Source organism: Nocardioides nanhaiensis (assembly GCF_039542785.1).
Lineage (GTDB): Bacteria > Actinomycetota > Actinomycetes > Propionibacteriales > Nocardioidaceae > Nocardioides > Nocardioides nanhaiensis.
The window spans coordinates 787,072-800,982 of sequence record NZ_BAABIM010000001.1; the positions used below are offsets into that span (position 1 = coordinate 787,072).

The 13,911-nt window shown below is 74.6% G+C and carries 11 protein-coding genes; all 11 read left to right on the forward strand.

Annotated elements, in window-relative coordinates; all coding sequences use genetic code 11:
* The first annotated feature begins 81 nt into the window (after positions 1 to 81).
* The 11 genes from galE to ABD948_RS03830 all read left to right on the forward strand — a co-directional run bounded on the left by galE (position 82) and on the right by ABD948_RS03830 (position 13,899).
* Complete coding sequence (gene galE / locus ABD948_RS03780) at positions 82 to 1,086, forward strand: UDP-glucose 4-epimerase GalE (protein WP_345262798.1); 1,005 nt, start codon at positions 82 to 84, stop codon at positions 1,084 to 1,086.
* The gene (locus tag ABD948_RS03785; RefSeq protein WP_345262800.1) at positions 1,086 to 1,895 is read left to right on the forward strand and encodes an N-acetylmuramoyl-L-alanine amidase family protein; all 810 of its coding nucleotides are present in this window, start codon (positions 1,086 to 1,088) and stop codon (positions 1,893 to 1,895) included. Before galE ends, ABD948_RS03785 begins: the two co-directional genes overlap by 1 nt.
* Before the next feature lie 273 nt (positions 1,896 to 2,168).
* Positions 2,169 to 4,889, forward strand: a complete 2,721-nt coding sequence (locus tag ABD948_RS03790) for an Ig-like domain-containing protein (protein ID WP_345262802.1) — start codon at positions 2,169 to 2,171, stop codon at positions 4,887 to 4,889.
* 103 nt (positions 4,890 to 4,992) lie between these two features.
* Positions 4,993 to 5,919, forward strand: coding sequence for an alpha/beta hydrolase (locus tag ABD948_RS03795; protein WP_345262804.1), 927 nt, complete (start codon positions 4,993 to 4,995; stop codon positions 5,917 to 5,919).
* Between the two features lie 88 nt (positions 5,920 to 6,007).
* A complete protein-coding gene (locus ABD948_RS03800) occupies positions 6,008 to 8,263 on the forward strand; it encodes a beta strand repeat-containing protein (protein WP_345262806.1) in 2,256 nt (751 codons plus the stop codon).
* A 166-nt stretch (positions 8,264 to 8,429) separates the two neighbouring features.
* Positions 8,430 to 9,332 (forward strand): glucosyl-3-phosphoglycerate synthase, encoded by a 903-nt coding sequence (locus tag ABD948_RS03805; protein WP_345262808.1) that lies wholly within the window; start codon positions 8,430 to 8,432, stop codon positions 9,330 to 9,332.
* Positions 9,329 to 10,192 carry a dihydropteroate synthase gene (folP, locus tag ABD948_RS03810; RefSeq protein ID WP_345262810.1) on the forward strand — a complete coding sequence of 288 codons (864 nt, stop codon included), beginning with the start codon at positions 9,329 to 9,331 and terminating at the stop codon, positions 10,190 to 10,192. The genes ABD948_RS03805 and folP overlap by 4 nt, the downstream gene beginning before the upstream one ends.
* Before the next feature lie 32 nt (positions 10,193 to 10,224).
* Positions 10,225 to 10,734 (forward strand): class III extradiol ring-cleavage dioxygenase family protein, encoded by a 510-nt coding sequence (locus tag ABD948_RS03815; RefSeq protein ID WP_345262812.1) that lies wholly within the window; start codon positions 10,225 to 10,227, stop codon positions 10,732 to 10,734.
* Positions 10,722 to 11,417, forward strand: coding sequence for a dihydrofolate reductase family protein (locus ABD948_RS03820; RefSeq protein WP_345262814.1), 696 nt, complete (start codon positions 10,722 to 10,724; stop codon positions 11,415 to 11,417). The genes ABD948_RS03815 and ABD948_RS03820 overlap by 13 nt, the downstream gene beginning before the upstream one ends.
* 95 nt (positions 11,418 to 11,512) lie before the next feature.
* Positions 11,513 to 12,436 carry an LLM class flavin-dependent oxidoreductase gene (locus ABD948_RS03825; protein ID WP_345262816.1) on the forward strand — a complete coding sequence of 308 codons (924 nt, stop codon included), beginning with the start codon at positions 11,513 to 11,515 and terminating at the stop codon, positions 12,434 to 12,436.
* Between the two features lie 44 nt (positions 12,437 to 12,480).
* The gene (locus ABD948_RS03830) at positions 12,481 to 13,899 is read left to right on the forward strand and encodes an MFS transporter (RefSeq protein WP_345262818.1); all 1,419 of its coding nucleotides are present in this window, start codon (positions 12,481 to 12,483) and stop codon (positions 13,897 to 13,899) included.
* The last annotated feature ends 12 nt before the right edge of the window (positions 13,900 to 13,911 follow it).

A 13,911-nucleotide genomic window follows, 5' to 3' on the forward strand; every position in this document is an offset into this window, starting at 1 on the left:
TGGGACGCCCCGGATGACGACCACTTTGCTACGCACTATCGCGATCGACACCGCGCGACCCCCGCCACCTACAGTGACCCCGTGAAGATCCTCGTGACCGGCGGCGCCGGCTACCTCGGCTCGACGACGGCGACGGCGCTCGAGGAGGCGGGGCACACGCCGGTGGTGCTCGACAGCCTGCTCACCGGGCCGCGCGTGTTCACCGCGGGACGCATCTTCTACGAGGGTGACATCGCCGACCGGGCGCTGCTGCGCCGCATCCGCGACGAGCACCCCGACCTCGAGGCCACCGTGCACATGGCCGCGCGGATCGTGGTGCCCGAGTCGGTGGAGCAGCCCTACGAGTACTACCGCGACAACGTGGCCAAGTCGCTGGAGCTCTTCGACGAGCTCGCCGCGCTCGACCTGCCGCGCGTGATCTTCTCCAGCTCGGCCTCGCTCTACGACGTCAAGGAGGGCTTCGAGGTCCTCGAGAGCGACCCGCTGGCGCCCAACTCCCCGTACGCGCGCACCAAGCACATGATGGAGCAGGTGCTGCAGGACATGGCCGCGGCCACGAACCTGCGCGCCATCATCCTGCGCTACTTCAACCCGATCGGCTCCGACCCGGGCCTCACCTCCGGCATCTACGCCAAGGAGCCCTCGCACGTGCTCGGCCAGCTCGTGATGGCGGCGCGCGGCGTCAAGCCGCAGTTCACGATCACCGGCACCGACCTGCCCACCCGCGACGGCACCGGCATCCGCGACTACATCCACGTCTGGGACCTTGCCCGCGCTCACGTGCGCGCCGTCGAGCGCTTCGACGACGCCCTGGCCGCCGTTGATGCGCCGAGCACGATCATCAACCTCGGCACCGGCGACGGCGTCACCGTGCGCGAGCTGGTGGCCTCCTTCGAGCGCGTCTTCGGCCGCTCGGTGCCGCTCGCCGAGGCCCCGCCGCGCCCCGGCGACGCCGTCGGCGCGTTCGCCAACGCCGACAAGGCCACGCAGCTGCTGGACTGGCGCACCGAGCTGAGCCTCGACGACGCGATCGCCTCGGCGCTGGCCTGGGGCGAGAAGCGCCGGGAGATCCTCGGGTACGAGTGATGCGTGCGTGGGCCGCGGGTCTCGCGAGCGCGCTGCTGCTCGCCGTCCTGCCGGCTGCGCCGGCGGCCGCGGACGACGAGGGACACTCGGCACTCGTCGGGGGAGTGCTGGCCGGTGCCGCGGACCGCGAACCCCTCGCCGGCCGCGTCGTCGTCCTCGACGCCGGTCATCAGCTCGGCAACGCCCGCTTCCCCCGGCAGACCTCGCGGCTGGTGCCCGCCGGTGGGTTCCGCAAGCCGTGCAACACGACCGGGACGGCGACGAACGGCGGCGTGCCCGAGGCCACGATCGTCTGGCAGGTGACCCGCCTGCTGCAGCGCCGCCTCGAGCGGATGGGCGCGCGGGTGGTGCTCACCCGCACGAGCAACAGCGCCCGGCGCTGGGGACCGTGCGTGGACGCGCGCGGCCGTGCCGGCAACCGGCTGCCCTCGGGTGGGGCCGCGGACCTCAAGCTCAGCATCCACGCCGACGGCTCCTACGCCCGCGGAGCCCGCGGCTTCCACGTGATCGTCCCGCCGGCGCGCCGCCCGTGGACCCACGACATCGCCCGCCCCTCGCTGCACCTGGCCCGCGACGTGCGCGGCTCGCTGCGCCGCGCCGGCCTGCGGCCCGCCACCTACGTGGCCCGCGGCACCGGCATCGACGTCCGCAGCGACCTCGCGACCCTCAACCTTTCCGACGTGCCCACCGCGCTGGTCGAGCTCGGCAACCTGCGCGACCGCGGCGACGCCCGCCGTCTGACCTCGCGCGCCGGCCAGGCCCGGCACGCCGCAGCGCTCGCCCGGGCGGTCCGGCTGCACCTGCGCTGAGGGCATCGCAGGTGTCGGCTGCCTGCGCCATGGTCCAGACAGGTGGGCAGACGTAGTCCGCACGGGCCATTTGCGGCCCGGGTTCCCCTGTCACCTGGCGCAACGCATCGGTAACCGCGAGGGTGGAGGAGCGCCGTGGGGAGCGGCGCTCTGGGCGTGTTCATGGGGGAGGCGCCCGCACCGGGGGAGGAACAGCCGATGACGGCGACGACGACGCACGCTTGTGCGCGCACGACCAGCACCAGCACATCCAGCCGACGGCGCGCAGCCGCCGTGGCGTTGCTGCTCGCCGGGGCCGGGAGCGCGCTCGCCGTCGCACCGGCCACCGCCGCCGAGACCAGCGGTACCAGCGCGACGTCGAGCACCGCCGCCACCATGCTGGTCTCGGCCTCCAGCACGGGCGTGCCCGGCAACCGGGCCGCCGACCGTCCGCAGATCAGCGGCAACGGTCGCTTCGTCACCTTCGACACCGCCTCGACCAACATCCACCCGGGCATCACCACCTGGGGCCTGCGCGTCTACCGCAAGGACCTGGTGACTGGGCAGCTGACGGTGATCAGCGCCGACGACGCCGGCACGCCCACCAGCGAGTGGAGCAGCCTCAGCTGGCCCGACGACAGCGGCAACCTGGTGGCGTTCGTCTCCGACGCCGCCCTCGACTCCGGCGCCCGCAGCGTCGGCCGCAACGTGTTCGTGCGCGACGTCGCGGCGGGCGACACCGAGCTGATCAGCGTCGGCGTCGACGGACGTGCGGTCAACGGCGCCTCGAGCCGCCCCATGATCTCGCGCAACGGCCGCTACGTCGCCTTCTCCAGCTTCGGGTCCAACCTCACCTCCGCGGGCGGCAACGGCCAGGAGCAGGTCTACCTGCGCGACCGCCTGGCCGGGACCACCACGCTGATCAGCAAGGCGGCCGACGGCGCGCTGGGCAACAACCGCAGCTACCGCGGCATGGTCAGCGACAACGGCCGCTACGTGGCCTGGGCGTCGTCGGCGTCCAACCTGGTGGCCGGCACGCAGGTCAACGGCGAGAGCATCTTCATCCGCGACCTCGCCACGGGGACGACGCGCCGCGCCAGCATCCGGCCCTCCGACGCCAAGCCGATGGGCGGCTCGCGGCCCTACCTGAGCCCCGACGGCCGGCTGGTGGTCTTCAACAGCTACTCCGCAATCGTGCCCAGCGACACCAACGGGCTCTCCGACGTCTACACCTACGACCAGTTCGCGAACACCGTCGCGCGCGAGAGCCTCTCGGTCTCCGGCGGCGACGGCAGCGACGAGGCGCTGCGCGGCTTCGTGACCGACGACGGCACCCACTTCGTCTTCAACAGCTTCTCGGGCAACCTCACCGAGGACGACCACAACTCCTACGGCGACGTGTTCTTCCGCAACCGCGAGACAGGCCGCAACTACCTGATCAGCCGCAGCACCACGGGCGGCGGCGCCGACGGCCAGTCCTTCCGCCCGGTGCCCGACGCCGACGGATCGGTGGTCACCTTCCTCAGCGCCGCACGCAACATGGTCGCCGGCGACACCTCCGAGGGCTACCAGGTCTACGCCACCGACACGAGCGCGCTGCTCGGCGGCGTGCCGGTCGACGACGCCGCGCCCGTCGTCGCCGTCACCTCGCCGACGCCGGGTCAGAGCCTCCCGGGCGAGTCCCTGACCATCACCGGCACCCTGGCCGACGACACCGCCGTGGTCTCCGGCTGGGTCCGGCTGCGCGACGACGGCACCGGGCTGTGGCGCCAGACCAACGGCACCTGGGGCACCACCGCCGCCAAGCTGCCGGTCGACCTCGCCGGCCCCGGAGCGCCCAGCACCGACTGGACCCTGGCGCTCCAGCTGCCGGCCGGCAGCTACCGCTTCGAGGCCGGTGGCACCGACCGTGCCGGCAACGAGAGCACTGGTTCCGGAGCAGTGCTCTTCTCCATGCTGGGCACGCCGGCGGACACCAGCGCGCCCATCACGCAGACCACCTCGCCCGAGGCCGGTGCCACGTTGGCCAGCCCCGAGGTGACCTTCGCCGGCACCGCCGTCGACGACCGAGGGGTCACCGCCGCCTGGGTGCAGGTGCGCGACAACGACACCAACCTGTGGCTGCGCGCCGACGGCACGTGGGAGCGAGGCGCGCGGCGCGTGCCGGTCACGCTCGCCACGCCCGGCGGCACCACCACCGCGTGGAGTCTGGCCGTGCCGCTGCGCGACGGCCGCTACGGGTACGAGATGCAGGCCCGCGACGCCGCCGGCAACCTCTCCGCTGCCACCTGGCGCACCCTCACCGTCAGCAGCCGGGTGCCCGACACCACCGCACCGACCGCCGCCGTCACGGCGCCGTCCGCCGGCCAGCGCCTCACCAGCGGCGCCGTCACGCTCACCGGCACGGCCGCCGACGACACCGGCGTGAGCTCGGTGTGGGTGCAGGTGCGCGACAACGCCAGCGGGCAGTGGCTGCGGGCCGACGGCACCTGGGGCGACGGCGCGCGACGGATCGCCGCGCTGGTGGCCGCCCCGGGGTCCGCCAGCACCGGGTGGAGCCTCGGCGTCACGCTGCCCGATGGCAGCTACGGCTTCGACGTGCAGGCCCTCGACGCCGCCGGCAACGCCTCGGTGAAGCCGTGGACCTCGTTCCGCGTCGACACCGCCGTGCCCGACACCACCGCCCCGACGGTGGCCGTGACCGCGCCCGCCGCCCGCGCCGTCGTCGCCGGGCCCTCGGTCACGCTGCGCGGCACGGGCACCGACGACGTCGGCGTCACGCTGGCCTACGTGCAGGTGCGCGACAACGCCAGCGGCCTCTGGCTGCGCCCCGACGGCACCTGGGGCGCCGGTGCCCGCCGGATCCCCGCGACCCTCGCCGCGCCGGGGTCCGCCAGCAGCGGCTGGCAGCACGTCGTCAGCCTGGCGCCGGGCAGCTACGGGTTCGACGCGCAGCTCGTCGACGCCGCGGGCAACGCCTCCCTCAAGCCGTTCACGAGCTTCACCGTCTCCTGAGGGACCCACGGGGCGATAGTGCGCAGCAAAGTGGTCGTGATCCGGCCGTCCTAGCGACCACTTTGCTGCGCACTATCGGGGACAGGGCCGCTAGATTCGCCGCATGCCCCTGGACCCCGGTACCGCGACCCTCCTGCAGATGATGGCCGACGCCGGCCACCCGCCGTTCTCGGAGTCGGGGCCGGAGGTGGCGCGCCTGGCGATGCGCGCGATGACCATCGACGTCGTCACGCCCGAGACGCAGGTTCCGGTCGGCTCGGTGGAGGAGACGACCGCGGGCGGCCGCCCGGCGCGCGTCTACCGCCCCGACGGCGAGCGTCCGGCGGACGGCTGGCCGACCCTGGTCTACCTGCACGGCGGTGGCTTCGTGATCGGCGACCTCGACACCCACGACCAGACCTGCCGCCACCTGTGCCGCGGCGCCGAGGCCGTCGTCGTCTCCGTGGACTACCGGCTCGCGCCCGAGCACCCCTGGCCCGCGGCGGTCGACGACGCGCTCGCCGCGGTGCGCTGGGCCCACGAGCACCGCGCCGAGCTGGGAGGCGGCGAGGTGCTGGGCGTCGGGGGCGACTCCGCCGGGGGCAACCTCTCGGCCATCGCAGCCCAGCAGCTGCCCGACCTCGTGGACGCGCAGCTGCTGATCTACCCCGCCACCGACATCACCGGCGAGTACGCCTCGCGGGTCGAGAACGCCGAGGGCTACTTCCTCGACATGCCGATGATGGAGTGGTTCATCGGCTGCTACCTCGAGGGCGTGACCGACGCCGACCTCGACGACCCGACCCTCTCGCCGCTCAAGGGCGACTTCTCCGGCGTGGCACCGGCCGTCCTCGTGACCGCCGAGTTCGACCCCCTGCGCGACGAGGGCGAGGCCTACGCCGACGCGCTCGCCGCGGCCGGCGTCGCCGTCGACCGGACCCGCTACGACGGCCTGGTGCACGGCTTCATCGACATGGGCCTGTTCAGCCCGGTCGCCACGGCGGCGCTCGAGGACGTCGTCGCCCGCACCCGCGCGCTGCTGCACCGCTGAGGAACTTTCTCCCGATCGTTTCAACAGGGCCGCTCCGGCACCCGTAGACCCTCTCGACCGCACGCACGCGAGCGAGAGGCAGTGACGCATGACCGACCCGAGCACCCGGAGCAGCAGCCGCAGCACCCGCAGCAGGAGGCCGGGCATCCGCCTGGCCATCGGAGCCACCGCGGGGAGCCTCGCGTTCGCCGCCCTGAGCGGGGTGACGACGACGAGCGCCACCGCAGCGCCGTCCGCACCCGCCGAGCGCACCAGCGGACCCAGCGCCGCCGCGACCACCCAGGTGGGCACGAGCCTGCAGCTGCGCCGCGCGGTGCGCAAGGCCAACGCCCGCGCCGGCCAGGACCGCATCGTGCTGCGCCGCGACATCGACCTCGGCCCCGGTCAGGGGCAGGGCAACGGCCCGATGCGCGGCGACCTCGACATCACCGACGACCTGGTGATCGTGGGCAACGGCAACACCCTCAACGTGCGCGGTGTCGACCGCGCCTTCGACGTGCGCCCCGACACCCGGCTGGTGCTGCAGCGCCTGAACATCAGCAACGCCGCCGCCGCGAGCGGTGAGAGCGGCGGGGCGATCCGCAGCCAGGGCCAGCTCGTCGTCCGCGGCTCCACGATCAGCCGCAGCGTCGTGCGCGGCGAGGGCTCCTCCGGTGGCGCGATCTTCAACGACGGCGGCACCGCCCAGATCATCAACTCCCGCCTGGTGGACAACCGCGCGGCCCGCGCCGGTGGCGCCGTCGAGGCGCTGGGCGGCACGACCGTCATCCGCGGCACCACCATGCGCGGCAACGCGACCGGCTTCGCCCCGGGCAACGGCGGCGCCGTGCACCTGACCGGCGAGGGCGAGGTGCGCGTGCTCGGCAGCACCGTGACCGGCAACGGCGCGGGCGCCGAGGGCGGTGGGCTCTGGAACTCCGCCGAGGGCACCTTCCTCGTGGACCGCACCACCGTCACGGGCAACACCGCCCAGGGCGCGGCGGCCGACCAGGGCGGCGGCGGCATCTTCAACGACGGCGGCTCGCTCACGGTGACCCGCTCGACCGTCGAGGGCAACGAGGCCACCGGCGCCGCGGGCTCCGGTGGCGGCATCCTCAACGACGGCGGCGAGCTGGACCTGCGCACGACCACCGTGGCCGGCAACTCCGCGCCCCGCGCGGGCGGCGGCGTCGAGGCCGACGGCGGCACCACCGCGCTGCGGTCGGTCACCCTCGAGGGCAACGCCACCGGCGACGCCCCCGGCAACGGCGGCGGCCTGCACCTCACCGGTGCCGGCACGGTGCTGGTGCTCGGCTCCACCGTGGTGGCCAACGAGGCCGGCTCCGAGGGTGGCGGGCTCTGGAACTCCGCCGACGGTGAGTTCCTGGTCTCCAACACCGAGGTGAGGGGCAACTTCGCGCGCGGTGCCGCGGCGGACAACGGCGGCGGCGGCATCTTCAACGACGGTGGCGACCTCACGGTGCAGGGCTCGCAGGTCGTGAACAACGCGGCCTCGGGTGCTGCCGGCTCCGGCGGCGGACTGTTCAACAACCTCGGCAACGCCGAGGTCACCGACACCGCGTTCCGCGGCAACGTGGCGACGCGCGCCGGCGGCGCCGTCGAGGCCAACGTGGGCAGCACGACGATCCGCGACTCCGTGCTCGACCAGAACGCCACCGGCCCGAACCCGGGCAACGGCGGCGGCGTGCACCTGACCGGCGCCGGTGAGGTGACCGTGGCCGGCACGCAGGTGACCGGCAACACCGCCTCCGCCGAGGGCGGCGGCCTGTGGAACTCGGCCACGGGGACGTTCACCGTCACCGACTCCACCATCACCGGCAACACCGCCGAGGGTGCGGCGGCCGACCAGGGCGGTGGCGGCCTCTACAACGACGGCGGCACGCTGACCGTCACCGGCTCCACCGTCGACGGCAACCGGGCCACCGGGGCCGCGGGCTCCGGCGGCGGGCTGCTCAACAACCTGGGCACGCTCGTCGTCACCGACACCGTGGTCTCGGGCAACGACGCCCCGCGTGCCGGCGGCGGCATCGAGACCAACGTGGGCACGGTGACGCTCACCGGCGTCGACCTCACCGACAACACCACCGGTGCCAACCCCGGCAACGGCGGCGGGTTCCACACCACCGGCGCGGGCGTCGTGCTCTACACCGGCGGCAGCGTCACCGGCAACGACGCGGCCGCACAGGGCGGCGGGCTGTGGAACAGCTCCACCGGCTCGATGACGGTGACCGGCGTGACCATCGAGGACAACACCGCGCCCATCGGTGCGGACCTCTACCACCAGCCGCCGGCCAACGGGCTGTTCCTCGTGGACGGCCAGCCGGTGCCCCCGACCACGCCCTGACGCCCCCCCTCGTCACGCAGGGCGTGGCCCCGTGACCCCGGCGGTGCCGTCGGGGTCACGGGTGCGGCGCAGACCGTGTGTCGCCGTCTCGCAGCGTGACCCGCCCGGGCCGCCATGGGGTCGGCCCGGGCGGTGGCACTACCGGCCGGACCGTAGGCTCAGCGTCGTGGTCGAGGACGTTGGAGCGACGAGCAGTGGCTCGTCCATCACCACCTCCCACTGGGCGGACCTGTCGCTGAGCCGCCTCCTCGAGCTCAAGGCGACGGCGGCGCCGGGCGGCGTCAGCCTCGTGGTGCCGGCCCGCAACGAGGCCGCCACCGTGGGCGACGTCGTCACGCGGGTGCGCGAGGCGCTGGTGGACACGGTGGCGCTGCTCGACGAGATCGTCGTCATCGACTCCGACTCCACCGACGCCACCTACGCCGTGGCCACCGACGCCGGCGCCGTGGTGCACCGCTCCGCGGAGATCCGCCCCGACCTGGGCAGCCACCCGGGCAAGGGCGAGGCGATGTGGAAGTCGCAGTTCGTGACGACGGGCGAGCTGATCGTCTTCATGGACGCCGACCTCACCGACTGGGACACCCACTTCGTGCCCGGCCTGCTCGGCCCGCTGCTCACCGACCCCACCGTCGCGCTCGTCAAAGGCTTCTACGAGCGCCCCTTCACCACCGACGACGGCACCGCGGCGGTGCCCTTCGAGGGAGGGCGGGTCACCGAGCTGGTGGCGCGTCCGCTGATCGCCCTGCTCTTCCCCGAGCTGGGCGGGCTGCACCAGCCACTCGCCGGGGAGTGGGCGGTGCGCCGCTCGCAGTTCGAGACCCTCAGCGTGCCCACCGGGTACGCCGTCGAGCTGGCCGCGCTGGTCGACACGGCGCGCACCCACGGCGCCGCCGCCCTGGCGCAGGTCGACCTCGGCACCCGGGCGCACCGCCACCAGTCGCTGCGCGACCTCGGTGGCATGTCGCGCCAGATCCTGGCAGCCGCGCTGACCCGGGCCGGCGTCGCGGGCCTGGGCGACGGCGGCGACGACCCGCGCGTCGAGCGCCCGGCGGCGGTGAGCCTGGTATGACGCTGCGCCTGGGCCGCCACACCTTCGACGACGACGCCACGCTGATGATGGCGATCGTCAACCGCACCCCCGACTCCTTCTACGACCGCGGCGCCACCTGGGCGGAGGACAAGGCGTTCGAGCGCGTCTCGCTGGTCGTCGAGCAGGGCGCTGAGGTGGTCGACATCGGCGGCATCAAGGCCGCGCCCGGCGTCGAGATCGACGCCGCGGAGGAGAAGTCGCGCGTCGTCGACTTCGTGGCCCGGGTGCGTGAGACCTACCCCGGCCTGGTGATCTCGGTCGACACCTGGCGCGCCGAGGTGGGCGACGCCGTCTGCGCCGCGGGCGCGGACGTGCTCAACGACGCGTGGGGTGGCGCCGACCCCGAGCTGGTCGACGTCGCCGCCCGGCACGACGTCGCGCTCATCTGCACGCACACCGGCGGGGCGACGCCGCGCACGCGGCCCTACCGCGTGGAGTACGACGACGTCGTGCGCTCCGCGATCGAGGACACCGTCGGCTACGCCGAGCGGGCACTGGCCGCGGGCGTGGCGCGCGAGTCGCTGGTGATCGACCCGGCGCACGACTTCGGCAAGAACACCTTCCACTCCCTCGAGGTCACCCGCCGCCTCGGCGAGATGGTGGCCACCGGCTGGCCGGTGCTGGTCTCGCTCTCGAACAAGGACTTCGTGGGCGAGACGCTCGACCGCCCGGTGGGGGAGCGGCTGACCGGGACCCTGGCGGCCACGGCCATCTGCGCGATGGCCGGCGCCCGCATCTACCGCGTGCACGAGGTGCCCGAGACCCGCGAGACGGTCGACATGGCGTGGACCATCGCCGGCCGACGGCGCCCGGTGCGAGCGATCCGGGGGTTGCAGTGAGCAGTGCTCTCTCATCTGACGGCAGCCGCGGTGTGCAGCGAGCGGCGCTGGTGCCCGGCGTGCTGGCCCTGCTGCCGGAGTACGCAGGGGAAACCGACCCGGTCACCGAGCTGCGCGCCGCGTGCCTGCGTGCGGTGGCGTGGCTGGGGGAGGTCGGCGGCATCGGGGTCGCCGGCTCGCACCAGGGCCTGCGCCTGGCGCGGCACCTCGCGGCCGAGGCCGGCGTCGGGCTCGACCTCGCGCCCGAGCAGCCGGCCGGGCTGCTCGTCGTCGGCAACGGCAGTGCGCGCCGCACCGAGAAGGCGCCCGGCCACCTCGACGAGCGGGCCGCCGGGTGGGACGACGAGCTCGACGCCGCGCTGCGCGCCGGCCGGTTGCAGGGGCTCGACCTCGGGCTGGCCGACGAGCTGATGGCGGACGTCGACGGGCTGGGCACCCTGCGCGACCTTGGCGTCGTCGAGGGGTGCTCGGCCGAGGTGGACTACGCCGACGACCCGTTCGGCGTCATGTACTGGGTGATGAGGTGGCGATGCGCGTCCTGATGGGTGCCGAACGCTCGACGACAGCGGGCGAGCTGGACGACGAGGACCTGGCCGCGCTCTACGCACCGCCCCAGGACTCCTGGCTGCGCGTGAACATGGTCAGCACGGTCGACGGCGCCGGTGCCGGCGCCGACAGCCGCAGCGGCTCGATCAACAACGACGCCGACCACCGCGTCTTCGCCACCCTGCGCGCCCAGGCCGACGCCGTCGTCGTGGGCGCGGGGACGGCGCGCGACGAGGGCTACGGCACGCTCGAGGTGCCGCTGGTGCTGGTGAGCCGCCGCGGCCAGGTGCCCGAGCAGCTGCGCGACGCCGAGCCGGGCGCGGTGTGGCTCGCCACCTGCGAGTCCGCCGAGCACCTCGACGCCGCGCGCGCGACGCTGGGCGAGGAGCACGTGCTGGTGCTGGGTTCCGACGAGGTCGACCTCGCGCGCCTGCGCGCGGAGCTGGAGTCGCGAGGCTTGCGCCGCCTGCTCGGCGAGGGCGGTCCGCACCTGCTGCGCGACCTGCTGGCGGCGGGCGTCGTCGACGAGCTGTGCTGCACCGTGGTGCCCCGGCTCCTGGCCGGCGACCAGACCCGCATCGTCACCGGCGAGCCCCTCGACGTCGACCTCGAGCTGGCGCTGCTGCTCGAGGACGCCGGCACGCTGCTGGGCCGCTGGTTCGTCGTCCCTTCCCGATAGTACGTAGCAAGGTGGTCGCGGTCGGCGGCTCCTGACGACCCTTTTGCTACGCACTATCGGCGGTGCGGGCGCGCCGGTGCTGCCAGAGTGACCCCGTGGAGATCGGGATGACCCTGCCGGTGATGGAGCCCGACCTGTGGGAGCGCGGGGCGGCGACGCTCGAGGAGTGGGCACGAGCGGTGGACGACGGGCCGTTCTCGTCGCTGTGCTTCGGCGAGCGGGTGGCCTTCGACAACCCGCACGCCCTGACCCTGCTCGGCGCTGCCGCGGCCTGGACGCGCCGCGTGCGGATCGTGACGACGGTGCTGGTGCCGCAGCTGCACGAGCCGGTGCCGTTGGCCAAGGCGCTGGCCACGGCCGACCAGCTCAGCGGCGGCCGGCTGACCGTCGGGCTCGGCGTCGGCGGCCGCGAGGAGGACTACCGCGCGGCCGGCGCCGACCTCGCCACCCAGACCATGGCGGGCATGGCCGAGCGCGCCGGGGTGATGCGGCGGGTCTGGGCGGGGGAGAACCTCACCGGCGCCACCCTGCCCGTGGGCCCGCCGCCCGTGCAGCCCGGCGGCCCGCCGCTGCTGGTGGGCACCATGGGGCCGCGGACCGTCCGGCACGCCGCCTCCTGGGCCGACGGGCTGGCCGGCGTCACTCTCGACCTCGACGTCGCCGCCGTCAGCGGGCTCTTCGACCTGGCCCGCACCGCCTGGGCCGACGCCGGGCGGCCCGAGCCGCGGCTCACCACCTCGTTCTGGGTCGCGCTCGACGACGGCCGCGAGCCCGGCTGGGCCCGCACGCAGGTGCACCGCCACCTGCGCCACTACATGAACTGGCTGCCCGCCGAACTCGTCGACGCGATGGCGCCCACCACCGGGTTCGCCGGCACGGGCGCGGAGCTGCGCGAGGTGCTCAGCCGCCTGGCCGACGTCGGCTGCCACGAGGTGCAGGTGATCCCGGTGCAGTCCGACGTCGACCTCGTGCACCGCGTGGCGGAGCTGGCCGGCGAGCTGGCCGGGTCCGGGCGGTGAGACCGCCCCGGAAGAAAACGGCGACGCCGGGGGTTGGGCCCCTCGTGAGCTCGTACTCCGACGCATCGTCGCGCCCCGGGACGAGTGACCCCGTCCAGCCCCCCGGCGCTGCCGTCGACCCCGGCCCGCCTGCTGGCCAGACCACCGGCCCCGACGACTCGCGCCGCGTCTCGCTGCTGCTCGGCCTGCTCTTCGGTCTCGCCGGCATGGGCTCCTCCTCCGCGGCCGTCGCGATCCCGCTGATCAGCGAGGACTTCGGTGTCGGCCCCGGCACGGCCACCTGGGTGATCAGCCTCTACGCGCTGATGCTCGCGGTCACCACCGCCGTCTACGGCCGCATCTCCGACCTCGTCGGCATCCGCTGGCCGCTGCTCTTCGGCGTCTCCATGATGACGACGGGCGCGCTGCTGGCAGCCGCCTCGCCCAGCTTCGAGCTGCTGCTCGTCGCGCGGCTGCTTCAGGGTGCCGGCGCCGCCGCCGTGCCCACCCTCGGCGTCGCGGTGCTCAACGGCCGCTACAGCGGCGTCAGCCGCGGGCTCGCGCTCGGCCGGCTCGCCGCGGTCGCGGCCGCCGTCAGCTGCCTGGGGCCGCTGCTCGGCGGGCTCATCGAGCACCAGCTGGGCTGGCGCGCCGTGATGGCGCTGCCGGTGCTCGGCCTGGCCGTCGTCCCGGTGCTGTGGCACGCCCTCTCGGCGGAGGGCTCCGGCGCCCGGCTCGACCTGCTGGGGGCCCTGCTCGTGGCCGTCACCGCCGCGGGGGCCGTGCTGCTGGTGCAGTCGCCCTCCACCGGCATCGTGGTCGCCGTCACCGGCGCTGTGCTGCTGGTGCTCGGCACGCCCGTCACCGCCGCACGGGTCCGCCGCAAGCCGCACGGGTTCCTACCGCTGGCGGTCGTGCGCAACGGAGCGGTGGTGCGCAGCGCCTCCGCCGCGGCCTCGGTGCCGGCCGCATGGTTCGCCCTGCTGGTGGGCGTGCCCGCCGTGCTCGTGCCGCGCGGCTGGGAGCCCTGGCAGGTCGGCCTGCTGCTCGTGCCCAGCGCCGTGATGGCCTTCGCCGTGCCACGGTTCGCCGGCCCGATGATCGAGAACCGCGGGCCCCGGCGCTCGCTGGTGGTCTCCACCGCGATCGCCACCGTGGCCATGCTCGTGGCCGCCTCGGGTGCCGGCCTCGTGGCCGCGCAGGGCGGTGCCGTCGGGCCGGCGCTCATCGGCGTCGGCGTGCTGCTCGTGACCATCGCCTTCGGCCTGGGCCAGCCCGCCATGTCGGCCGCCGTGGCCGACGCCGTGGAGCCCGACGTGCGCGGGGTCGCCCTCGGCGTCGCCACCCTGGTGTTCCTGGTGGGCGGCAGCATCGGCTCGGCCGTGGTCGGCGGCGTCGGTGCCGTGCTCGGCGTCGGCTGGGCCCTCGCCATCCTCGCGCTGCTGCCCCTGGGCGGCCTCGCGGTGCTCGCGCGCCGCGGCTGAGCCACGGCCGGG